Raw genomic sequence first — 20,581 nt, 5'->3', positions numbered from 1 at the left:
CGCAGTCACGGCGGCTCGCTGGACGCTCACGCCGCCTTCGCGTGCACGCTCAACCGCCGGAACGCCTGCCCGTTGTCGTCGAACAGATGACAGTGCTCGGCCTGCGCATGCACGCGCAACGCGTCGCCGGTGCGATACGTATCGAGCGGCGGAATCCGCGCGATCAGCCCATCCGGCGCGACGGCCGACTCCGCATACAGATACGCGGCGTCGCCGAGCGACTCGACGGCCATCGTCCGCGCGGCGACGCCCGGCGCCGCCGCATCGACCAGCAGGTGCTCGGGCCGCACGCCGACCGTCACCGCCGCGCCGCGCTGCAGCCCCGCAGCGTCCACCGCGACACGCTGCGTCTCGCCGCTGTCGAACCGCACGAGCACGCCGCCCGCATCGGCCGATTCGACCGTGCCCTTCAGGAAGTTCATCTTCGGCGAGCCGATGAAGCCCGCGACGAACTGGTTCGCCGGCGCGTGATACAGCGCGTTTGGCGTGCCGACCTGCTGCACCGCGCCGCCCGACAGCACGACGATCTTGTCGGCGAGCGTCATCGCCTCGACCTGGTCGTGCGTCACGTAGATCATCGTCGTCTTCAGCTCGTCGTGCAGCCGCGCGAATTCCAGCCGCATCTTCACGCGCAGCGCGGCGTCGAGGTTCGACAGCGGCTCGTCGAACAGGAACACCTTCGGCTTGCGCGTGATCGCGCGGCCGATCGCGACGCGCTGCCGCTGGCCGCCCGACAGCTGCTTCGGCTTGCGGTCGAGCAGGTGGTCGATGTGGAGGATCTTCGCGGCCTGCTTCACGGCCTGGTCGATCTCGGGCTTCTTCGCGCCCGCGAGCTTCAGGCCGAACGCCATGTTGTCGTACAGCGTCATGTGCGGGTACAGCGCATACGACTGGAACACCATCGCGATGCCGCGCTTCGCGCTCGGCACGTCGTTGACCTTCGCGCCGTCGATCAGCAGGTCGCCGTTCGAGATGTCCTCGAGCCCGGCAATCATCCGCATCAGCGTGGATTTGCCGCAGCCGCTCGGGCCGACGAACACGACGAATTCGCCGTCGGCGATGTCGAGGTTCACGTTGCGCAGCACTTCGGTGTCGTCGTAGCGCTTCGCGATGTTGCGCAGGAGCACGCTTGCCATGATCTGTCTCCGTTCGTTCGTGATGCGCCGCATCGAGCGGCGCGCATTCGTTCCTGATTGCTAGTTCGGCAGCACCGCGCCCGTCGCCTGCCAGCGCGCGACGTAGCCGGGCAGCTCGTGCATGTCGTCGAATACGTGACGCGCGCCGATCCCGCGCAGCGCGTCGATCTGGGCCGCCGATGCGTGCCCGCCGCCGATGAAGCCGAGCACGGTCATGCCGGCCGCGGCCGCGGCGGTGATGCCGGTCACGCTGTCCTCGACGACGAGGCATTGCGCGGGCACCGCGCCGAGCGTGCGCGCGGCCGCGAGATACACGTCCGGCGCGGGCTTCGGCCGCGCGACCGAATCCGCGCAGAACAGCCGGTCGCCGAAGAAGCGCGCGAGGCCGGTGCGCGCGAGCGCCGCCTCGACGTATGCGCGATAGCTGTTGCTCGCGCAGGCCGTCGTCAGGTCGATCGCGGCCAGCGCCGCATCGATGCCGTCGACCATCGGCGCATTCACGGCCGCGGCCTCGACCGCGCGGCGGATCGCGTCGATATCGTCGTGCGTCAGCGTCCGGCCGACCGCCTCGGACGCACCGGCCAGCACGCGCTCGATGCGCAGCCCGAGCAGCGGCATCACGGCCGGCCGCGCATCGACGCCCGGCCAGCGCGCATCGAGTTCGCGCACGATCACGTCGGCGGCGACGGCCTCGCTGTCGATCAGCACGCCGTCGCAATCGCAGATCAGCACGTTCATGCCGTGACCGACCGCGCCTTTGCTTGCGCCGCTCACTTGACCGCCCCGAACGTGAGCCCGCGCACCAACTGCTTCTGCGACAGCCAGCCGACGATCAGGATCGGCGCGACCGCGAGCAGCGACGCGGCGGACAGCTTCGCCCAGAACAAGCCTTCGGGGCTCGAATACGACGCGATGAACACGGTCAGCGGCGCGGCGTTCGAGCTCGACAGGTTGATGCTCCAGAACGCCTCGTTCCACGACAGGATCACGAGCAGCAGCGCGGTGGACGCGAGCCCCGGCAGCGCCATCGGCATCAGCAGGTAGACGATCTCCTGCCACGTCGACGCGCCGTCGATGCGCCCGGCCTCCAGGATGTCCTTCGGGATCTCGTTGAAGTACGTGAAGGTCATCCACACCGCGATCGGCAGGTTGATCAGCGTGTAGACGATCACGAGCCCCGACACCGTATCGAGCAGCCCCGCGTTCTTCCACAGCAGATAGATCGGCACCAGCACGCCGACCGACGGCATCATCTTCGTCGACAGCATCCACAGCAGCACCTTCTGCGTGCGGTGGTTCGGGAAGAACGCCATCGCGTATGCGGCCGGCACCGCGAACAGCAGCGAGATCAGCGTGACGCCGGCCGAGATCAGCACCGAATTCCACGCGAACGCGAAGTAGTTGCTGCGCGCGAACACCTCGCGGAAGCTGTCGAGCGTCGGCATGAACAACAGCGACGACGCGTACGCCTGCTGCTCGGTCTTGAACGCGGTGATCGCCATCCAGAAGATCGGGAAGAACAGCAAGAGCGCGATCAGCCATGCGAGCGCGCCGGGCAGCGCGCGCCGCACGAGGTCGAACACGGCCGGCGTGCGCCGGCCTGCCAGGGTCAGGTCGCTCATTTTTCGTACTCCCCCTTCAGGTTGCGCGCGAGCATCCGCACGAGGAAGAACGACACGACGTTCGCGACCACGACGGCGATGATGCCGCCCGCGGACGCGAGGCCGACGTCGAACTGCTGCAGGCCGAGCGCGTAGATCAGGTAAGACAGGTTGGTCGTCGCATCGCCGGGGCCGCCGCCCGTCGTCGTGTAGATTTCCGCGAAGATCGACAGCAGGAAGATCGTCTCCATCATCACGACCACGGCGATCGCGCGCTTCAGGTGCGGCAGCGTGATGTAGAAGAACATCGCGATCGGGCCCGCGCCATCGATGCGCGCGGCTTCCTTCTGTTCCTGGTCGAGCGACTGGATCGCGGTGAACAGGATCAAAAACGCGAACGGCAGCCACTGCCATGCGACGATGATGATCACTGCGGTCAACGGGTAATCGGCGAACCAGTCGATCGGCGTCATCCCGAGCGCGCGCATCGCGTTCGCGACGAGCCCGTACACCGGATGCAGGATCATGTTCTTCCAGATCAGCGCGGAGACCGTCGGCATCACGAAGAACGGCGCGATCGCGAGCAGGCGCGCGACGCCCTGCCCATAGAACTTGCGGTCGAACAGCACGGCCATCAGCACGCCGCCGACCACCGTGATCGCGAGCACCGCGCCGATCAGCACGAGCGTGTGCCAGATCGCGGGCAGGAACGACGGATCGGTCGCGAGGAAGCGATAGTTGTCGAACCCGGCGAAGCCCTTCACGTCCGGGTTCAGCAGGTTGTAGCGCGAGAACGAATACCAGATCGTCATCGCGAGCGGAATCGACATCCACAGCAGCAGCACCGCGACGGACGGCGACACGAGCCAGCTCGCGCCGCCGCGCGCACGGCGCGGCGCACCGGGCGGCGACGACGCGTCGCCGACCGACGGCGCGTGAGCGTGACTCAGGGGAAGACGCAGGTGACGCATGATCGGAGTCCCTCCGGTTGATGCGCGGGCGCGAACGGCGTGCCCGCCTGTCAGCGTCGCCGGCCCGCGCCGCGTGCCACGGCGCACGATGCGGGCCGCGCGACGGCTTGCGCGTTACTTCTTGTAGCCGGCCTGCCGCACCGCGCGGTCGGCCGCGGCCTGGCCGGCGGCGAGCGCCTGGTCGACCGACATCTGGCCCGCGACCGCGCCCGCGATCGACTGGCCGACCACTGTGCCGAACGACTGGAATTCAGGAATCCCGACGTACTGCACGCCCGTGTACGGCACCTTCTTCAGCGACGGGTCGTTCGGGTCGGCCGTCTCGATCGCCTTCAGCACGAAGTCCGAGAACGGCGCGGCGGCCTTGTACTCCGCGCGCTGATACGTCGACGTACGCGTGCCCGGCGGCACCGACGCCCAGCCTTCGTCCTTGCCGACCATCTCGATGTACTGCTTCGACGTCGCCCACGCGATGAACTTGCGCGCGGCGTCCTGCTGCTTCGACGTCTTCGGCACGGCCAGCGCCCACGCCCACAGCCAGTGCGAGCCCTTCGGCGTCGCGGCGACCGGCGCGGCCGCGAAGCCGATCTTGTCGGCCACCTGCGACTGCTGCTTGTTGTAGAGCATCCCGGCCGCGACCGTCGCGTCGATCCACATCGCGCACTTGCCGGACGCGGTCAGCGTCAGGTTCTCGTTGAAGCCGTTCGAGCTCGCGCCCGGCGGGCCGTTCTTCTTCAGCAGGTTCACGTAGAAATTGATCGCCTTCTTCCACTCGGGCGACGTGAGCTGCGCGTTCCAGTTCTCGTCGAACCAGCGCCCGCCGAACGTGTTCACGACCGTCGACACGTACGCCATGTTCTCGCCCCAGCCGGCCTTGCCGCGCAGGCAGATCCCGTAGGTGCCCTTCGACTTGTCGGTCAGCTTGTCCGCGAATTCGGCGATCTGGTCGTAGGTCGGCTGGTCGGGCATCTTCAGCCCCTTCGCCGCGAACAGGTCCTTGCGGTAGAACGTCATCGAGCTTTCGACGTAGAACGGCAGCGCGTAGAGCTGGCCGTTGTACGACAGGCTGTCGCGCGCGGTCTTGACGATGTCGTTCAGGTCGTAGTCGGCGGGCAGGCCCGTGATCGGCGCGAGCCAGCCGCGCTTGCCCCACTGCGGCGTTTCATAGGTGCCGATCGCCATCACGTCGAACTGGCCGCTGCCGGTCGTGATGTCGGTCGTCGCGCGCTGGCGCAGCACGTTCTCCTCGAGGATCACCCAGTTCAGCTTGATGTCCGGGTTCGCCTTCTCGAACGCCGGCGACAGCTTCTTCAACTCGATCATGTCGGGGTTGTTCAGCGTCGCGATCGTCAGCGTGCCGGCGGACGCCGCGCACGCCGCCGTCGCGAGCGCGGCAGAGGCGAAACAGCGTGCGGCGGCGTCGAGCATCTTTCGTTGCATGGCATGTCTCCTGTGATTGTTCGAAATGTGGTCGGTCTTGCGTCGGTGTTGCGTCGTTTCCTTCGCGGCCCGTCATGCCGGCCGCTGCATCCCGCACGCGCGCGCATAGTGCGCGATCACGTCGCGTATCCGGTGGCGCACCCAAGCGCGCGGCTCCTTCGCGAGGCCGCCCGCGCGGCACGCCGCGTAGACGTCCGGCAGCCATTGCGCGACGAGCGTTTCCGGCACCGGCTGCCGCGCGAGGTTGCCGAACAGTTGCTCGACCGCGGCCGCGACGGCCGGCTGCAGCCAGTAATAGCGGATGCGGTCGCTGTAGCTGAACTGGCGCGCGAGCCGCTGCGCGGTCTCGTCGCCGCGGTAGTACGGCGCCCAGTATTCGGGCTGCGCGCGCATCGCCGCATCGACGACGTCGCGCAACCGCGAGCGCTGCGCGACGTCGTCGATCAGCGCGTCCTCGATGAACGTCAGCGCGAACAGCGCCTCGCGCAGCGCGAACGTCAGCGCGGGGCCGACCTTCAGCACCGCGAAGTGATCGCGCACGAGCGCGGCGAGCGCGTCTTCGGTCTGATAATCGGTCGAATGCGCTTCGAACACGAGGCGCGGTGTCTGCAGGATACTCGCGCCGAGCGACGCCGCCTTGGCGCTGTCGTAATCGAGCACGTGGCGATCGTCGAAGTCGACGCCCGGCTGCGCGACGATCGCGACGACGCGCGTCCATGCGTCGTCGAGCCCGGCCGCCGAGAACGCGTGGCGGTGCGCGTCGAGCGTCGCCGCGATGCTGTCGCTGCGCGTGACCGCGATCCGCGCGATCGCGTCGTCGCCAGCGTCGTTACCGGCCTCGCCGCTCACCTCGCCACCCGGCGTCGGCACCTCGGTGCCGATCACGTAGACGGGCGCGATTCCGGCGCGCGCCGCCGCGTCTTCCGCGACGCGGCACAGCTCGGCCGCGCGCGCGGCGATCGTGCGATCGTCGAGCCGCGCCGGATCGTCCGCGCACGCCATGCTCGCGTCGAGATGGATCTTTTCGAAACCGGCTTCGACGTAGGCCGCGACCATCGCACCGGCCTCGCGCATCGCGTCGGCCGCGCGGCGGTGCCGCCACGGGTTCGGGCCGAGATGGTCGCCGCCGAGCACGAGCGCCGACGGCGCGAGCCCGCAGCGCGCGGCGATCGCATCGACGTCGCGGCGAAAATCCGCCGGCGTCATGCCCGTATAACCGCCGAGATGGTTCACCTGATTGCAGGTCGCCTCGATCAGCAGCGGCGAGCCGTCGGCGCGCGCGGCTTCGCACGCGGCCTCCAGCACGAGCCGGTGCGCGCTGCAGATCGAATAGATGCCGCGCTGCGCGTCCGCGCGGTTCGCGTCGAAGATCATCCGCAGCACGGTGCCTGCATGCGCGGTGCGCGTGCGCTCGGCAACGGTCGTCAGGCCGGACATGCGATACCTCGTTCGGTCAGGAAGCGGTCGATCTCGGCCGCGCTGCTGTTGCCTTCCATCGGGCCGCGCCGCGTGACCGCGATCGCGCCGGCCGCGTTCGCGCGGCGCAACGCGACGTCGATCGCCATGCCCGCGACGAGGCTCGCGACCAGCGTGCCGCCGAAGCAGTCGCCAGCGCCGGTCGGATCGACTTCGTCGACCGGATAAGCCTGCGCGTCGACGCGGCTCGCACGATCGAATGCGACGCTGCCTTGCGCACCGCGTTTGAGCACGACACGCTCGAGCAGCGGATGCGTCGCAAGCAGGCCGGCGATCGCGCGCTCGGCCGGCTGCGGCCCGCAGAAGAACGGCAGGTCGGCTTCGCTCGGCAGGAACAGGTGGCACGCGGCGAGCATCTCGTCGAGGGCCGCGCGCATCGGGCGGAAACTCAGCATTTCGGGCCGCACGTTCGGATCGAACGACACCTTGGCTCCCGCGCGCGCGGCCTCGATCACGCCGCGCTGCACGGCCGCGATCGCCGATTCGCTCGTCAGCGACGAGCCCATCACGTGGAAATAGCGGCAGCCGTCGAACATCGCGGTGTCGACGTCGGACGCATCGACGCATGCCGCGGCACTGGTCGACAGCGTGAACACGAAACTGCGCGAGCCGTCGTCGCGATACGCGACGAACGCGGTGCCGGTCGGCCGTGCGACGCGGCGAATGCGCGCGACGTCCACGCCGTCGCGGGCGAGCCGCGCGACGATCGCATCGCCGAACGCGTCTCGGCCGACGCAGCCCGCATATGCGACGCGCGCGCCGAGCCGCGCGGCCTGGTCGGCGAAGATCGCCGGCGCGCCGCTCGGGAACGGGCCGGCGAAGAGTCCCGGCACATCGAAGCCTTGGCCGCGCTCGGCGGCGACGAATTCGGCCAGCAGTTCGCCGGCGACGACGATCTCGGCCATCAGGCGAGCCCTCCTCGTTCGACGGCGGCCGCGGCGTGCGGCACTGCCGCCGCGTAGCGGGCCGGCTCGCGAACGGCGCGTGCGAGCGGCGGCATTTTCAGCTCATCCAGTTGCCGCCGTCGACGTTCAACGTCTGGGCGGTGATGTAGTCGGCGTCGGCCGACGCGAGGAACAGCGCGGCGCCCGTCAGGTCGCCCGGCACGCCCATGCGGCCGAGCGGCACGGCTTCGCCCACGAGCCGCTTCTTCTCGCCGAGCGGCCGGTTCTCGTAGCGCGCGAACAGCGCATCGACCTGTTCCCACATCGGCGTGTCGACCACGCCCGGCGCGATGCCGTTCACGTTGATCCGGTGCGGCGCGAGCGCGAGCGCGGCCGACTGCGTATAGCTGATCACCGCGGCCTTGGTCGCGCAGTAGTGCGAAACGAGCGCCTCGCCGCGACGGCCGGCCTGCGACGACATGTTGACGATCTTGCCGCCGCGCCCCTGCTCGACCATGCGTTGCGCGACCGCCTGCATCAGGAAGAACAGCCCTTTCACGTTGACCGAGAACAGCCGGTCGAACACGTCCCACGATTCGTCGAGGAGCGGGCGCATGTCGAACAGCGCCGCGTTGTTGAACAGGATGTCGACGCCGCCGAAGCGCTCGACCGCCGTCGCGACGATCCGCTCGATGTCGTCGCGGCGCGTGACGTCGGCGGTGACGGCCACCGCGCGGCCGGGGTTGGCCTCGATCAGCCGCGCGAGCGAGCCGCACGCCGGCTTCACGTCGACGAGCACGCAGCGCGCGCCCTCGTCCAGATAGCGTTGCGCGACCGCTTCGCCGATGCCGCTTGCGGCGCCCGTCAGGATCGCGACCTTGTCTTCCAGTCTCACTGGCTGTCTCCGGTTCGTTCTGTTGCATGCCGGTCGCGAAGTGAGCGAACGCTCGGCGACCGATCAATTGCTCTGTTAGTGATCGAATGATCGGATACGCGATACGCGCTGTCAAGACGACGTGACGGCTTTCTATGACGCGCTGCGGCACGGCGGCGCGTAACGACGCCCCGCCGCGCCCGCACGGCAAGGCGCGGCGCGCACGGTGCGACGCAGTGGCATCGGCGGCGACGGGGACGGAGCGAGGACGGAAAACGGAATTCGCGCTGCACGGCGTGGCGATACGTTATATCATCGCGATACTGTGTTTCATCGCCTGCTTCACGCCATGGCTACCTCATCGTCCATTGACGCCCGGCTGTCCCGGGCCGACGCATTCGCCGCCGAGCACGGGCTCGCGTGGACGCCGCTGCGCCGCCAGGTCTACGAACGCGTGCTGGCCGCGCAGCGCCCGATCGGCGCGTACGACCTGCTCGCCGAACTCGAACCGCAACGCGGCCGCGTGCCGCCGACCACCGTCTACCGCGCGCTGGATTTCCTCGTCGAGCACGGCTTCATCCACCGGATCGAATCGAAGAACGCGTTCTTCGCGTGCTGCGAGATCGGCGTGCCGCACGAAGGTCAGTTCCTGATCTGCGATGCGTGCGGCGACACCGTCGAGATTCCCGGCGGCGACCTCGCGAAGCAGTTGTCCGCGAGCGAGCCCGCGCACGGTTTCGAAGTCCACCATCAGGTCGTCGAGCTGAGCGGCCTGTGCGGGCACTGCAAGCGCAAGCCCGCGCAGCGCTGACGCCGAATCGCGCGGCGTACGCGCCGCCCTTCCAACGAGGAGTTCCATGTCCATTGCCCTGAAGCGCGCGCCGCGGCGCGCCCTGTCGCCTGTCCGCTGGCTGGCCGCCGCCGTCGCCGCGCTGTCGTTCGCCGCGCCCGTGGTCGCGCTGGCCGCGCCCGTCAACGTCGTCGCCGCGGAGAATTTCTACGGCGACGTCGCGTCGCAGATCGGCGGCCGCCACGTCGCGGTCACCAGCATCCTCAGCAATCCGGATCAGGATCCGCACCTGTTCGAAGCGAGCCCGAAGACGGCTCGCGCGCTCCAGCACGCGCAGGTCGTGATCTACAACGGCGCCGATTACGATCCGTGGATGGGCAAGCTGCTCGGCGCGTCGAAACAGGCGAAGCGCGCGACGATCGTCGTCGCCGATCTCGTCGGCAAGAAGGCCGGCGACAACCCGCACCTCTGGTACGACCCGGCGACGATGCCGGCGGCCGCACGCGCGATCGCGGCCGAGCTCGGCCGCGCCGACCCAGCGAACAAGGCCGAGTACGACGCGAACCTGCAGAAATTCGTCGCGTCGCTGAAACCCGTCGACGACAAGGTCGCCGCACTGCGCGCGAAGTACAAGGGCGTGCCCGTGACGGCCACCGAGCCCGTATTCGGCTATATGTCCGACGCGATCGGCCTCGACATGCGCAACCAGCGCTTCCAGCTCGCGACGATGAACGACACCGAGGCAAGCGCGCAGGACGTCGCCGCGTTCGAGAACGACCTGCGCAAGAAGCAGGTACGCGCGCTGATCTACAACAGCCAGGCCGAGGAACCGATGACCAGGCGCATGCTGAAGATCGCGCGCGACGGCGGCGTGCCGACCGTCAGCGTCACCGAGACGCAGCCGGCCGGCAAGACCTTCCAGCAATGGATGACCAGCCAGCTCGACGCGCTCGGCAACGCGCTTTCGGCCGGCAAGTAACCGACAACCGTCACGACATGACCGCCACTCCCCACGCCCTCGCAGTCGATCGCGTCACGCTCGAACTGGGCGGCCGCACGATCCTGCGCGACGTCAGCTTCTCGATCGAGCCCGGCGAATTCGTCGGCGTGCTCGGGCCGAACGGCGCGGGCAAGACGACGCTGATGCGCGCGGTGCTCGGCCTCGTCCCCGTGTCGGCCGGCACGCTGTCGGTCGGCGGCGTGCCGGTCGCGCGCGGCAACGCGTCGATCGGCTACATGCCGCAGATCAGGAGCGGCCTCGCGAATCGCCGGATGCGCGGCTACGATTTCGTCGCGATGGCCGCCGACGGCCATCGCTGGGGCCTGCCGCACACGAATGCGGCCACGCGCCGCGACGTCGATCGCGTACTCGATCTCGTCGGCGGCCCGTCGCTCGCGCGCCGGCCGCTGTCCGAACTGTCCGGCGGCGAACGGCAGCGCCTGCTGCTCGCGCAATGCCTGCTCGGCAACCCCAAGCTGCTGCTGCTCGACGAGCCGCTGATCAGCCTCGACCCGAACCATCAGCGCGGCGTCGTCGAACTCGTGCGCAACGTGCAGCGCGAGCTCGGCATCACCGTGCTGTTCTCCGCGCACGAACTGAATCCGCTGCTGAACGCGCTCGACCGCGTGCTGTATCTCGGCAACGGCGTGGCCGCGCTCGGCACCGTCGACGAGGTGATCACGAAGCCCGTGCTGTCGCGGCTCTATGGATCACCGATCGACGTGATGCGCGTGAACGGCAAGATCTTCGTGATGTCGGGCGACGTCGAGATCGAGAAGCACGATCACGAACACGAGGACGACGACGGGCACTCGCACGGCGGCAGCCACGGCCATCACCACCACGGACACGCTCATCCCGGGCATTCGCACGATGTTTGAATACGACTTCATGATCAACGCCTTCGCGGCGTCGGGAATCGTCGCGGTGCTCGCGGGCATCGTCGGCTACTTCCTGGTGCTGCGCGGGCAGACCTTCGCGGGCCACGCGCTGTCGCACGTCGGCTTCACCGGCGCGACGGGCGCGGTGCTGCTCGGCATCTCGCCGATCTGGGGGATGGTCGGCTTCACGCTCGCGGCCGGGATCGGGATGGGCGCGCTCGGCGAAAGGCTCGCGGGCCGCGACGTCGCGATCGGCGTGATCCTGTCCGGCGCGCTCGGCTTCGGCCTGCTGTTCCTGCATTTCTATACGTCGTTCGCGACGCAGGTCACCGCGCTGCTGTTCGGCAACGTGCTCGCGGTCAGCCACGACACGCTCGCGGTGCTCGCGGGCATCGGCGCGGTGAGCCTCATCGCGCTCGCGCTGATCGCGCGGCCGCTGCTGTTCGCATCGCTGCAGCCCGAGCTGGCCGAAGCCAAGGGCGTGTCGCTGCGCACGGTGTCGATGCTGTTCCTGGCGGTGTGCGCGCTCGCGGTGGCCGCGGCGACGCAGATCGTCGGCGTGCTGCTCGTATTCACGCTGCTCGTCGGGCCGGCGGCGGCCGCGCAAAACGTGTCGACGCGGCTGTCGACGGGCGTGCTGCTCGCCGCGCTGTTCGCGCTGTTCGAAGCGTGGGCCGGCATCGTGCTCGCGTATCACACCGATTGGCCGACGAGCTTCTGGATCACCGCGCTGTCGGCGCTCGTGTACGGCGCGAGCCTATTGCGACGCAACTGATCGGCGCGGCGGTCGCCGCCCGATGCCAATCAAAACGCCGGCGTGCCCGAGGGCAGCGCCGGCGTTTTTTCATGCGCACCGGATGCGTTACCTGCTTGCGCCGCTACTCACCGTGCAAGCACACGCGCATGATGCGCGAGGTGATCGGCGATGAACGTCGAGATGAAGTAGTAGCCGTGGTCGTAGCCCGGATGGCGGCGCAGCGTCAGCGGTTGGCCGGCCTTCGCGCATGCGGCTTCGAATACGTCGGGGTTCAACTGGTTCGCGAGGAACTGATCGGCGAGCCCCTGATCGACGAGGATGCCGTCCGCGAACTTCGGCGCATCGGCGCGCGCGACCAGCTCGCTCGCGTCGTGCGCCTTCCACGCTTCCCGATCGGCACCGAGATAACCGGAGAACGCCTTCTCGCCCCACGGGCATCGCGTCGGCGCGGCGATCGGCGCGAACGCCGACACCGACCGGTACAGGCCCGGATGACGCAACGCGAGCGTCAGCGCTCCGTGGCCGCCCATCGAGTGCCCGAAGATGCCGAGCCGCGCGCCGTCGATCGGCAGCTCGGCCACAACGAGCTCGCGCAGCTCACCCGTCACGTACGACTCCATCCGGTAATGTGTCGACCACGGCGCTTCAGTCGCGTCGACGTAGAAACCCGCGCCGACGCCGAAATCCCACGCATCCGTCTCGCCCGGCACGCCCGCGCCGCGCGGGCTCGTATCGGGCATCACGAGCGCGATCCCGTGCTGCGCCGCGTATTGCTGCGCGCCGGCCTTGATCGCGAACGTCTCGTCGGTGCACGTGAGCCCCGCGAGATAGAACAGCGCCGGCACGCGCTGTTGCGCGGCCTGCGGCGGCAGGTACACCGAGAACTTCATCGGCAGGCCGATTGCCGCCGAATCGTGACGGTAGAAACGCTGCTCGCCGCCGTGGCACGCATGCGAGGAAACGAGTTCGAGCATGGCGGTGCGCTCCCGGTCAGTACAGCACGACCGAGCGGATCGACTCGCCGGCCTTCATCAGGTCGAAGCCGTCGTTGATCCGCTCGAGCGGCAGCGTGTGCGTGATCAGGTCGTCGATGTTGATCTTGCCTTCCATGTACCAGTCGACGATCTTCGGCACGTCGGTGCGCCCGCGTGCGCCGCCGAACGCCGAGCCTTTCCACTCGCGGCCCGTCACCAGCTGGAACGGACGCGTGCTGATTTCCTCGCCCGCCGCCGCCACGCCGATGATGAACGACTGGCCCCAGCCCTTGTGCGTGCATTCGAGCGCCTGGCGCATCAGCTTCACGTTGCCGACGCATTCGAACGAGTAGTCGGCGCCGCCGTCGGTCAGCTGCACGATGTGGTCGACGACGTTCTCGACTTCGTTCGGGTTGATGAAGTGCGTCATCCCGAACTTCTTTGCGAGCTCGACGCGCTTCGGGTTGATGTCGACGCCGATGATCTTGTCCGCGCCGACCATCTTCGCGCCCTGGATCACGTTCAGGCCGATCCCGCCGAGGCCGAACACGACCACGTTCGCGCCGGCCTCGACCTTCGCCGAGTACACGACCGCGCCCACGCCCGTCGTCACGCCGCAGCCGATGTAGCAGATCTTGTCGAACGGCGCGTCCTCGCGCACCTTGGCCACCGCGATTTCCGGCACGACGATGTAGTTCGAGAACGTCGACGTACCCATGTAGTGAAACAGCGGCTTGCCGTCGAGCGAGAAGCGCGACGTCGCGTCGGGCATCAGGCCCTTGCCCTGCGTCGCGCGGATCTTCTGGCACAGGTTGGTCTTGCGCGACAGGCAGAACTTGCACTCGCGGCATTCGGGCGTGTAGAGCGGAATCACGTGGTCGCCCTTGCGCACCGTGCCGACGCCGGGGCCGACGTCGACCACCACGCCCGCGCCTTCATGGCCGAGGATCGCCGGGAAGATCCCTTCCGGATCGGCGCCCGACAGCGTGTAGTAGTCGGTGTGGCAGATGCCCGTCGCCTTCACTTCGATCAGCACTTCGCCGGCGCGCGGCCCTTCGAGATCGACTTCCTCGATCGTCAGCGGCGCACCCGCCTTCCATGCAATCGCGGCTTTCGTTTTCATCGTGTCACTCCTGTGTGTCGGTGAGATCGGCCCGGGCCGGCGTGTCGCTGCCGGCCCGGGACTCATGCAAAGCGGTCGAAGCCGTGCCGCGCGGCACGGCGCAAGAATCTCGTGCTCGCCATGATGGCCGCTCCCGGCGCGCATCGCGTGCGGGAAACGGCCACCGGCTTGCCAGGATGCGTCATCGCTGACGCAAAAGAACAAGTGTCCGAGTTTAAACGCCCGTCGTGAACCATGCATCCGTGCGGGCGTACAGATCGACGAAGCGCGCGTAACGTGCGGCCAGCGGGCGGTCGTCTTGCGGTGCGGCGACGGGCGACGCCGTCGGCGCCAGCGCGTGCAACGCCTCTTCACGCCAATGCCCGATCGCGACGCCCGCGAGCAGTGCGGCGCCCCGCGTCGCGGCGTTCGGGCAATCGATCGCGTGCAGCGACGCGCCGAGCGCGTCGGCGAGCAACTGGCGCCAGCGCGGATCGACCGAGCCGCCGCCCGCGAGGCGCAGCGTCGCCACCGCGTCGCCGGGGTCGGCGTCGCGGATCGCATCGAGCCCCGCGCGCAACGCGAACGCGACGCCTTCGAACGCGGCGCGCATCATCGCGCCGCGCGTGTCGCCGAGCCCGAGGCCGAGCCAGCCGCCGCGCGCATCGGGGTTCATCCACGGCGAACGCTCGCCGCTCAGGTACGGCAGGAAGCACAGCCGCTCGGACGCCGGCTGCGCGAACGCATCGGCGTATGCATCGGCCCATCGCGCATAGCCGAGCCAACCGCGCACGGCTTCGAGCGCAAGCCCGACGTTCTGCATCGCCGCCATCGTGTAATAGCCGCCGCCGGCCGCCGCACGATAGCGATGCAATCCGTGTCGCGCGGGCGGCAGCGTATCCGCGAGCACGACGATCTGGCCGCCGCTGCCGGTCGTCAGCAGCGCGTCGCCTGCCGCGGCCAGCCCGCTGCCGAGCGCCGCGCAGGCGGTGTCGGCCGCGCCTGTCGCGAGCGGCACGCCAGCCGGCAGGCCGAGCGCGGCGGCGGCTTGCGCGCCGAGCACGCCGCAGCGCGCGGTGGACGCACGCACCGGCGCGAAGCGGTCGCCCGGCAGGCCGAGCGCCTCGATCAATGCGCTGTCCCACGCGCCGTCGGGCGTCGCGAGCGCCGTTGCGCACGCGTCGCTCGGATCGGCCGCGACGTCGCCGCCGAGCACGATGCGCAGCCAGTCCTTCGGCTGCACGGCCCAGCGCGCGGCGCGCAGCGCGTCGGGTTCGTGCGTGGCGAGCCAACGCAACAGCGGGCCTGCCATGCCGGGCGCGACGGGATTCGGAGCGACGGGCATTCCGGCGGCGTGCCAGTCGGCCGCGTCGGCCTCGCGCACCGCGCGTGTGTCCGGCCACAGCAGCGCAGGCCGCACCGGCTCGCCGGCCGCGTCGATCAGCACGACGCCATGCATCTGGCCCGAAAAACCGATCGCCGCGACCTGCGCGCGCTCGTCGGCCGGCAGCCGCGCGGCGGCGCGCACGAGCGCCTGCCACCACGTGGCGGGCGCGATTTCCGCCCAGCCGGGCTGCGGCGACGACAACCCGTAAGGTTCGCTCGCGACGGCCCGCTCGACGCCGTCGGCATCGAGCGTGACGAGTTTGACGGAGCCGGTGCCGAGGTCGATTCCGAGCAGGCGCATGACGTGAAGGGAGATTCGGATGAACGGATGTCGATGATAACGGGATCGCGATGCGCACTCCGGTTTTTGCCGCCGCGCCGACACATCGAACGTGCTGCCGGCCGGGAGATTGACGGGGCCGCACCTTGCACGCAAAAGCGGCCGCTCGCGGGTTAACCCGGCACGTTTTCCGTACGCCCTTTTTTGCCACTATGCGGCCCGGGCGATACACACCATAAAGCACCCCATATTTGACAGGGGGGCCGGCGCTATTTTGAAGCGCTATAAAACCGGTACGCGTCACTCCCGCGGCAGTTTCCCGATGATCGCCCCCCTGTTCCATACCGACATGGCATATCGAACCAGCAAAGAACGGAATAGAACCCAGTGCTCTTGTTGCATGGATTCATTCCGAATAACTTCGTATCACCCCGAAAACAAGATCATGGAGTGAGACAGATGCAATCGAACACGGTCCATCCGTGCGATGAGGTGCTGCCGACCGGCAAGCTGGTAACGCTTGGCCTGCAGCACGTCCTCGTCATGTACGCCGGCGCCGTCGCCGTGCCGCTCATCGTCGGCGCGGCGCTCAAGCTGCCGAAAGACCAGATCGCGTTCCTGATCAGCGCCGATCTGTTTTCGTGCGGCATCGCCACGCTGATCCAGACGCTGGGCCTGTGGATCTTCGGGATCCGCCTGCCCGTCATCATGGGCTGTACGTTCGCGGCCGTCGGCCCGATGATCGCGATCGGCACGAACCCCGGCCTCGGCATTCTCGACATCTTCGGCTCGACCATCGCGGCCGGCATCATCGGCATCGTGCTCGCGCCGATGATCGGCAAGCTGCTGCGGTTCTTCCCGCCGGTGGTGGTCGGCACGGTGATCGCCGTGATCGGGCTGTCGCTGATGGAAGTCGGCATCAACTGGGCGGCCGGCGGCGTCGGCAACCCCGAGTACGGCAGCCCCGTCTATCTCGGCCTGTCGCTGCTCGTGCTCACGCTGATCCTGCTGATCAACAAGTACGGCCGCGGCTTCATCGCGAACATCTCGGTGCTGCTCGGCATCGTCGCCGGCTTCGTGATCGCATTCGCGCTCGGCCGCGTGAACACCGACGGCGTGGCGCATGCGCCGTGGGTCGGCTTCGTGATGCCGTTCCACTTCGGCCTGCCGCACTTCGACCCGCTGTCGATCGTGACGATGGTCACGGTGATGTTCGTCACGTTCATCGAATCGACCGGGATGTTCCTCGCGGTCGGCGACATGGTCGATCGCCCGGTCAACCAGGAGCGCCTCGTGCGCGGCCTGCGCGTCGACGGCCTCGGCACGCTGATCGGCGGCATCTTCAACTCGTTCCCGCATACGTCGTTCTCGCAGAACGTCGGCCTGATCGGCGTGACGGGCGTGAAGAGCCGTTTCGTGTGTGCGACGGGCGGCGTGATCCTCGTGCTGCTCGGCCTGTTTCCGAAGATGGCGCAGGTCGTCGCGTCGGTGCCGCCGTTCGTGCTCGGCGGTGCAGGCATCGTGATGTTCGGGATGGTCGCGGCGAACGGCATCAAGGTGCTGTCGAAGGTCGACTTCGTGAACCACTCGCACAACCTGTTCATCGTCGCCGTGAGCGTCGGCATGGGCCTCGTGCCGGTCGTGTCGCCGCACTTCTTCTCGAAGCTGCCGCCCGCGCTTGCACCGATCCTGCACAGCGGCATCCTGCTGGCGTCGGCCACGGCCGTGATCCTGAACATCGTGTTCAACGGCGTGAAGGGCGAAAAGGAGGCGAAGTGCGAGATCCGTCGCGCGGGGCATGATTTCGACGGGAGGCCTGTCGATCTGCACTGACGAACACCAGGCATGCGTCGGCTCGCGACGGGCCGGCGCTTACTGCATGGTGCGTAAGAGGCTGCTTGACATCGTCGAAATGGCAGCACTGCCGCTGCGCGGCAGATCGCGGCCAATACCTCATTTCACTTGGCAAGGGCATTCATGCGGGCAACCGGGAAGGAAGTCGATTTCTACTCGTCGGCCATTATCCGGCACACCGTTCAGATGATGCGACTTATAAAGCCTGGCATCGACGTCGACAGGGGCTCGACCGAGCCCCAATGTGACTAGAAGCCTCTTGACACTTTCTGCGCGTTGTTGAGCCAGCACGCGCGGCTGCTTTTCGTCAGCGTCGGCAAGGCCACCGACGGACGTACGATCAAGATTGGGATATTTGAGTTGAAGGTCTATCGCCCAGTTCGCCAGCTTTATGAGCTCGTCGCCGGATACTTTGGCAGAATCTCGTTCAAACGAAACATCAAGCGTATGAACCGGGGAGCAGGCGAATGTTCCGGCCGAGAAAAACGCCAACGCAATACATGCCGGTCCTTTCATCATATCGATCTTCCGTTGGACTCGATCAGATTCAACACGGATTGCCGCGCCACGCCGCCTCTAGTCTTCATAGATAATATACCCGGCAATGCTATCCGCATTATTGATTGCGAGATCGGGGCGCGTCCGCGCCAATACCAAGCACTCGCGCATGAAATATTGATGATCCTGAGCGCCGAAAGTATCGGCAAAATGAGTGCACTCATGAATCAGCGTCGATAACATCGAGTCCTTCGCGCTGGATATGGGACGCATCCCACAAAAATTCTCATGGATACAGATAGTATGGGTAGCTGTGTCAGGACCGCAAACATGAGCGACGGCACCATCAGGGTCCTTGTTATTCGGCGTACAACCAAGATACCGATCAAGTTCCTCTGAGTGACGAACAAAGTTTCCAGGCTTGAGATCGCGCATCACCCGACTTACTTGTGCGAGTCCGACTGTCAGACGTTGCCGAATCGTTTCATCGCTTGAGCCAAACCACGTTGCGACGCGTTGACGTTCGACCGCCCCCCACCTGCGCAAGTCTACGAGCCGTACGTCGATCATTCGTACGGCTCTGTCGCGTAACGTTAGAACCATACGGCGAAATTCCGCATCGGTCATGTTTGGACAGATGGGCGGCCCGTTCGATATCAATGCTTCGATTACCGAACCTTCTTTCAGGTCTGTCATCGCCTCCGCAATTGCTACGCGATCGCCATCACTCATTCTTCTTCCCCGCTGACTTCCAGTTTTACCGACTCGGGCTTCAGCGTGACCACTCGCATGGTATGGCCCTGCGCATCGGTAGTCCCCGATGCCAGCACGTCACCACGGCAATTTGTAATCCAATACCGAACGCCTGCAACAGGTTGCCTGGACTTCTTGTTGCGAATGACGAACTGCTGATCATGGACCGCAGTGCGTCCTCTTGCAGGAGCGACGCCTAAGTCATTCTTCCCTGTCAACCGCGCCACCTCTTCCGCGGCAAAGGTCATCTTCATGCCGCGCTCGGCGTAGAAAACAGGTGGCGGATTGCAATCGCAGACGTTGATATCACCACTCAACGCCCACGGCTTGCCGTTTGGTCCAGTGCCGGGCCAACGTGGCCCCTCCGGGGCGACAAACCCTTCCTGCTTGCATGCCGTGCAGTACGTCTTCATGTAGAGCGTTGCGATATGCACGCGCGGCGGCGGATTGGAACAGGTGACGCCATCCAATCCTTCCGTAATCGTGGCGCTGCCGCCCCGGTCACCTTTGGCAAGGAAATAACGGATCATGAATTCTCGCCTCGATGCGCAACAGTTGGACGCCTCACAACGGCGAAGGCGTCAGCCGATACCAAGCCATCACGCTCAGGGCTATCGGTAATGACGTCGCCGTTATCCAGTTCGCTACCGACGAAAGCCAGCGGCTGGAAGTCTCCGTTATCCACCCGCCCAAGGCCGCTTACGATTCGCGCAGTCGAGCCGTCTGCGTAGTGAATCTGATTACCTACGACACCAGCCGTGCCAAGCCGGACACCGGTCTCCCACGTGCCGGTGACTTCGCGCAACGCACCGCCTCGCGCGGTCGTGGCTCTTCGTACAGCCAATCGGTAGCGCGGCGACGCGGGCGGCGGCACATAATCCTTGTTAAACAATCCCTGGGCCGTTTCGCCAGTCGGTACATGAATTCCCCACAACCGCTGAAGCGTTTCGACGATACGATCGCCGTTGCTCAACCGGCTACCCACCAGCGCAAACGGCTTGTCGCTGCAAATCGCATATTCGCCTGCGCCATCCATAATGACGGCCTCGCTGCCATCCTCGTAAGTGACGACATCGCCAACACGGGCAACGACAAGCCCGGCAACTGCCAGGCCGCTGGTAGCAGTGGTTACCCGCGCACCGCGCTCGGTGAACGCCCCGATGGAGGCAAAAAGATGAGTCGGTGCAGCGGGCTCGCGCTTCATCCGGATTTCCTTTCTCGACAATGGGTGAGGAATGCTCCATACAAAATTTGCACGGACGAGAAAGAAGAAGCAATCAGACGAATTCGAATTTCGTATAGCTAATTGTTATAAGCACCGTTCAACAATAATGAACCTGCAGCCGCTCGCTTCGATCGAGCGATGGGCCTGAATTGAAGAATCGAGGGGGAGATTCGACTGTCGGTGGGCGACAGGCTACCGAAGTGGAATGATCATCGCTTGGTCGAAACGAGAAGCTGAACGGTTAGCCGGTACGCGTCGTGCTCGACGGCGCCGGCCCGTGGATTTCACGCCCGCTGCCGAAGTACACACGTGTTCCGCCTGGATCACTGCAGCGTTCCCACGCAAGGTTACTGCGCACTCAAGGACCAACAATCATGGGCTGGCCCTACGTTGTCTCCGTTGCGTTTCGTATCGTTCGTAACGGCCAACGTGCTACAGAACTAACACCCGAATCGCCCTGCCTGCGTGCGAAGCGACCGCACGCAGGCAGGATAACCACAGTTACCCGTTCGCCGCTGCCGACGCCGGCGCCGGCGCCGGCGCGGCCGCCTTGTCGTAGTCGACCGGCGCATCCGGCGCGCGCGGCGCTTCGCCGGCACGCTGGATCCACCCGCCGCCGAGTGCGCGGTACAGGTCGACCAGGTTCGTCCAGCGGGCCAGACGCGCGCTGATCAGCGACTGCTGCGCCGAGTACAGATC

Annotated in this window: 20 protein-coding genes and 1 pseudogene; 5 read left to right on the top strand and 16 right to left on the bottom strand. The window is 66.9% G+C overall.

Annotated features, from left to right (window positions below; genetic code table 11):
- Positions 1-26: 26 nt before the first annotated feature.
- The 8 genes from C5F75_RS04720 to C5F75_RS04685 form a co-directional block, all read right to left on the bottom strand.
- Positions 27-1,136, bottom strand: coding sequence for an ABC transporter ATP-binding protein (locus C5F75_RS04720; protein WP_059578791.1), 1,110 nt, complete (start codon positions 1,134-1,136; stop codon positions 27-29).
- A gap of 60 nt (positions 1,137-1,196) precedes the next feature.
- Entirely contained in the window at positions 1,197-1,874 is a 678-nt protein-coding gene (locus C5F75_RS04715) for an HAD family hydrolase (RefSeq protein ID WP_059578794.1), read from the bottom strand.
- Positions 1,875-1,906: 32 nt separating this feature from the next.
- On the bottom strand, positions 1,907-2,758 hold the full coding sequence (locus C5F75_RS04710; protein WP_059578484.1) for a carbohydrate ABC transporter permease: 852 nt from the start codon (positions 2,756-2,758) through the stop codon (positions 1,907-1,909).
- Positions 2,755-3,708: a carbohydrate ABC transporter permease gene (locus tag C5F75_RS04705; RefSeq protein ID WP_006496497.1), complete on the bottom strand. Its 954-nt coding sequence runs from the start codon at positions 3,706-3,708 to the stop codon at positions 2,755-2,757. The genes C5F75_RS04710 and C5F75_RS04705 overlap by 4 nt, the downstream gene beginning before the upstream one ends.
- A 114-nt stretch (positions 3,709-3,822) precedes the next feature.
- A complete protein-coding gene (locus C5F75_RS04700) occupies positions 3,823-5,148 on the bottom strand; it encodes an ABC transporter substrate-binding protein (RefSeq protein ID WP_059578487.1) in 1,326 nt (441 codons plus the stop codon).
- A 72-nt stretch (positions 5,149-5,220) separates the two neighbouring features.
- Positions 5,221-6,585: a D-tagatose-bisphosphate aldolase, class II, non-catalytic subunit gene (locus C5F75_RS04695; RefSeq protein WP_059578489.1), complete on the bottom strand. Its 1,365-nt coding sequence runs from the start codon at positions 6,583-6,585 to the stop codon at positions 5,221-5,223.
- Positions 6,573-7,529, bottom strand: coding sequence for a sugar kinase (locus C5F75_RS04690; RefSeq protein ID WP_059578492.1), 957 nt, complete (start codon positions 7,527-7,529; stop codon positions 6,573-6,575). Before C5F75_RS04690 ends, C5F75_RS04695 begins: the two co-directional genes overlap by 13 nt.
- Before the next feature lie 97 nt (positions 7,530-7,626).
- Complete coding sequence (locus C5F75_RS04685) at positions 7,627-8,403, bottom strand: L-iditol 2-dehydrogenase (RefSeq protein ID WP_104011934.1); 777 nt, start codon at positions 8,401-8,403, stop codon at positions 7,627-7,629.
- Positions 8,404-8,731: 328 nt separating this feature from the next.
- Here C5F75_RS04685 and C5F75_RS04675 point away from each other — a divergent pair, with 328 nt between their 5' ends.
- The 4 genes from C5F75_RS04675 to C5F75_RS04660 are packed head-to-tail and all read left to right on the top strand — an operon-like array spanning position 8,732 to position 11,828.
- Positions 8,732-9,193 (top strand): Fur family transcriptional regulator, encoded by a 462-nt coding sequence (locus C5F75_RS04675; RefSeq protein ID WP_059578494.1) that lies wholly within the window; start codon positions 8,732-8,734, stop codon positions 9,191-9,193.
- 46 nt (positions 9,194-9,239) lie between these two features.
- Positions 9,240-10,151, top strand: a complete 912-nt coding sequence (locus tag C5F75_RS04670; protein ID WP_059578497.1) for a metal ABC transporter solute-binding protein — start codon at positions 9,240-9,242, stop codon at positions 10,149-10,151.
- A gap of 17 nt (positions 10,152-10,168) precedes the next feature.
- Positions 10,169-11,053, top strand: coding sequence for an ABC transporter ATP-binding protein (locus tag C5F75_RS04665; protein ID WP_059578500.1), 885 nt, complete (start codon positions 10,169-10,171; stop codon positions 11,051-11,053).
- Positions 11,046-11,828 carry a metal ABC transporter permease gene (locus C5F75_RS04660; RefSeq protein WP_059578504.1) on the top strand — a complete coding sequence of 261 codons (783 nt, stop codon included), beginning with the start codon at positions 11,046-11,048 and terminating at the stop codon, positions 11,826-11,828. Before C5F75_RS04665 ends, C5F75_RS04660 begins: the two co-directional genes overlap by 8 nt.
- Positions 11,829-11,935: 107 nt before the next feature.
- On the opposite strand, the gene fghA is transcribed toward C5F75_RS04660, so the two are convergent.
- The 3 genes from fghA to C5F75_RS04645 form a co-directional block, all read right to left on the bottom strand.
- The gene (gene fghA, locus C5F75_RS04655) at positions 11,936-12,784 is read right to left on the bottom strand and encodes an S-formylglutathione hydrolase (protein ID WP_059578505.1); all 849 of its coding nucleotides are present in this window, start codon (positions 12,782-12,784) and stop codon (positions 11,936-11,938) included.
- 16 nt (positions 12,785-12,800) lie between these two features.
- Positions 12,801-13,907: an S-(hydroxymethyl)glutathione dehydrogenase/class III alcohol dehydrogenase gene (locus C5F75_RS04650; RefSeq protein WP_059578509.1), complete on the bottom strand. Its 1,107-nt coding sequence runs from the start codon at positions 13,905-13,907 to the stop codon at positions 12,801-12,803.
- 214 nt (positions 13,908-14,121) lie between these two features.
- Complete coding sequence (locus C5F75_RS04645) at positions 14,122-15,573, bottom strand: xylulokinase (protein WP_059578512.1); 1,452 nt, start codon at positions 15,571-15,573, stop codon at positions 14,122-14,124.
- A 438-nt stretch (positions 15,574-16,011) separates the two neighbouring features.
- On the opposite strand from C5F75_RS04645, the gene C5F75_RS04640 reads away from it, so the two are divergent.
- The gene (locus tag C5F75_RS04640; RefSeq protein ID WP_059578514.1) at positions 16,012-17,385 is read left to right on the top strand and encodes a nucleobase:cation symporter-2 family protein; all 1,374 of its coding nucleotides are present in this window, start codon (positions 16,012-16,014) and stop codon (positions 17,383-17,385) included.
- A 120-nt stretch (positions 17,386-17,505) separates the two neighbouring features.
- Here the strand turns inward: C5F75_RS04640 and C5F75_RS36175 are convergent, their stop codons facing one another.
- The 5 genes and pseudogenes from C5F75_RS36175 to C5F75_RS04620 all read right to left on the bottom strand — a co-directional run.
- A complete protein-coding gene (locus C5F75_RS36175; RefSeq protein ID WP_146075168.1) occupies positions 17,506-17,925 on the bottom strand; it encodes an OmpA family protein in 420 nt (139 codons plus the stop codon).
- Between the two features lie 57 nt (positions 17,926-17,982).
- Positions 17,983-18,636 carry a M35 family metallo-endopeptidase gene (locus tag C5F75_RS04635; protein WP_059578516.1) on the bottom strand — a complete coding sequence of 218 codons (654 nt, stop codon included), beginning with the start codon at positions 18,634-18,636 and terminating at the stop codon, positions 17,983-17,985.
- Positions 18,633-19,187 (bottom strand): PAAR domain-containing protein, encoded by a 555-nt coding sequence (locus C5F75_RS04630; RefSeq protein WP_081066496.1) that lies wholly within the window; start codon positions 19,185-19,187, stop codon positions 18,633-18,635. Before C5F75_RS04630 ends, C5F75_RS04635 begins: the two co-directional genes overlap by 4 nt.
- Positions 19,184-19,861 carry a PAAR domain-containing protein gene (locus C5F75_RS04625; protein ID WP_081066497.1) on the bottom strand — a complete coding sequence of 226 codons (678 nt, stop codon included), beginning with the start codon at positions 19,859-19,861 and terminating at the stop codon, positions 19,184-19,186. Before C5F75_RS04625 ends, C5F75_RS04630 begins: the two co-directional genes overlap by 4 nt.
- A 522-nt stretch (positions 19,862-20,383) precedes the next feature.
- Positions 20,384-20,581, bottom strand: a pseudogene (locus C5F75_RS04620) (multidrug transporter); the annotation flags it as partial.

Origin of the sequence: Burkholderia anthinoferrum, from assembly GCF_002925705.1 — a bacterium.
Lineage (GTDB): Bacteria > Pseudomonadota > Gammaproteobacteria > Burkholderiales > Burkholderiaceae > Burkholderia > Burkholderia semiarida.
This window is presented reverse-complemented; position numbering and strand designations above follow the sequence as displayed.

Excerpts from the sequence above, each read along its gene's own strand:
- C5F75_RS04690 (WP_059578492.1), bottom strand. The coding sequence starts at position 7,529 with ATGGCCGAGATCGTCGTCGCCGGCGAACTGCTGGCCGAATTCGTCGCC.
- C5F75_RS04635 (WP_059578516.1), bottom strand. The coding sequence starts at position 18,636 with ATGAGTGATGGCGATCGCGTAGCAATTGCGGAGGCGATGACAGACCTG.
- C5F75_RS04650 (WP_059578509.1), bottom strand. The coding sequence starts at position 13,907 with ATGAAAACGAAAGCCGCGATTGCATGGAAGGCGGGTGCGCCGCTGACG.
- C5F75_RS04710 (WP_059578484.1), bottom strand. The coding sequence starts at position 2,758 with ATGAGCGACCTGACCCTGGCAGGCCGGCGCACGCCGGCCGTGTTCGAC.
- C5F75_RS04700 (WP_059578487.1), bottom strand. The coding sequence starts at position 5,148 with ATGCAACGAAAGATGCTCGACGCCGCCGCACGCTGTTTCGCCTCTGCC.
- C5F75_RS04665 (WP_059578500.1), top strand. The coding sequence starts at position 10,169 with ATGACCGCCACTCCCCACGCCCTCGCAGTCGATCGCGTCACGCTCGAA.
- C5F75_RS04645 (WP_059578512.1), bottom strand. The coding sequence starts at position 15,573 with ATGCGCCTGCTCGGAATCGACCTCGGCACCGGCTCCGTCAAACTCGTC.
- C5F75_RS04715 (WP_059578794.1), bottom strand. The coding sequence starts at position 1,874 with ATGAACGTGCTGATCTGCGATTGCGACGGCGTGCTGATCGACAGCGAG.
- C5F75_RS04695 (WP_059578489.1), bottom strand. The coding sequence starts at position 6,585 with ATGTCCGGCCTGACGACCGTTGCCGAGCGCACGCGCACCGCGCATGCA.
- C5F75_RS36175 (WP_146075168.1), bottom strand. The coding sequence starts at position 17,925 with ATGATGAAAGGACCGGCATGTATTGCGTTGGCGTTTTTCTCGGCCGGA.
- C5F75_RS04660 (WP_059578504.1), top strand. The coding sequence starts at position 11,046 with ATGTTTGAATACGACTTCATGATCAACGCCTTCGCGGCGTCGGGAATC.
- C5F75_RS04705 (WP_006496497.1), bottom strand. The coding sequence starts at position 3,708 with ATGCGTCACCTGCGTCTTCCCCTGAGTCACGCTCACGCGCCGTCGGTC.
- fghA (WP_059578505.1), bottom strand. The coding sequence starts at position 12,784 with ATGCTCGAACTCGTTTCCTCGCATGCGTGCCACGGCGGCGAGCAGCGT.
- C5F75_RS04625 (WP_081066497.1), bottom strand. The coding sequence starts at position 19,861 with ATGAAGCGCGAGCCCGCTGCACCGACTCATCTTTTTGCCTCCATCGGG.
- C5F75_RS04720 (WP_059578791.1), bottom strand. The coding sequence starts at position 1,136 with ATGGCAAGCGTGCTCCTGCGCAACATCGCGAAGCGCTACGACGACACC.
- C5F75_RS04640 (WP_059578514.1), top strand. The coding sequence starts at position 16,012 with ATGCAATCGAACACGGTCCATCCGTGCGATGAGGTGCTGCCGACCGGC.
- C5F75_RS04670 (WP_059578497.1), top strand. The coding sequence starts at position 9,240 with ATGTCCATTGCCCTGAAGCGCGCGCCGCGGCGCGCCCTGTCGCCTGTC.
- C5F75_RS04675 (WP_059578494.1), top strand. The coding sequence starts at position 8,732 with ATGGCTACCTCATCGTCCATTGACGCCCGGCTGTCCCGGGCCGACGCA.
- C5F75_RS04630 (WP_081066496.1), bottom strand. The coding sequence starts at position 19,187 with ATGATCCGTTATTTCCTTGCCAAAGGTGACCGGGGCGGCAGCGCCACG.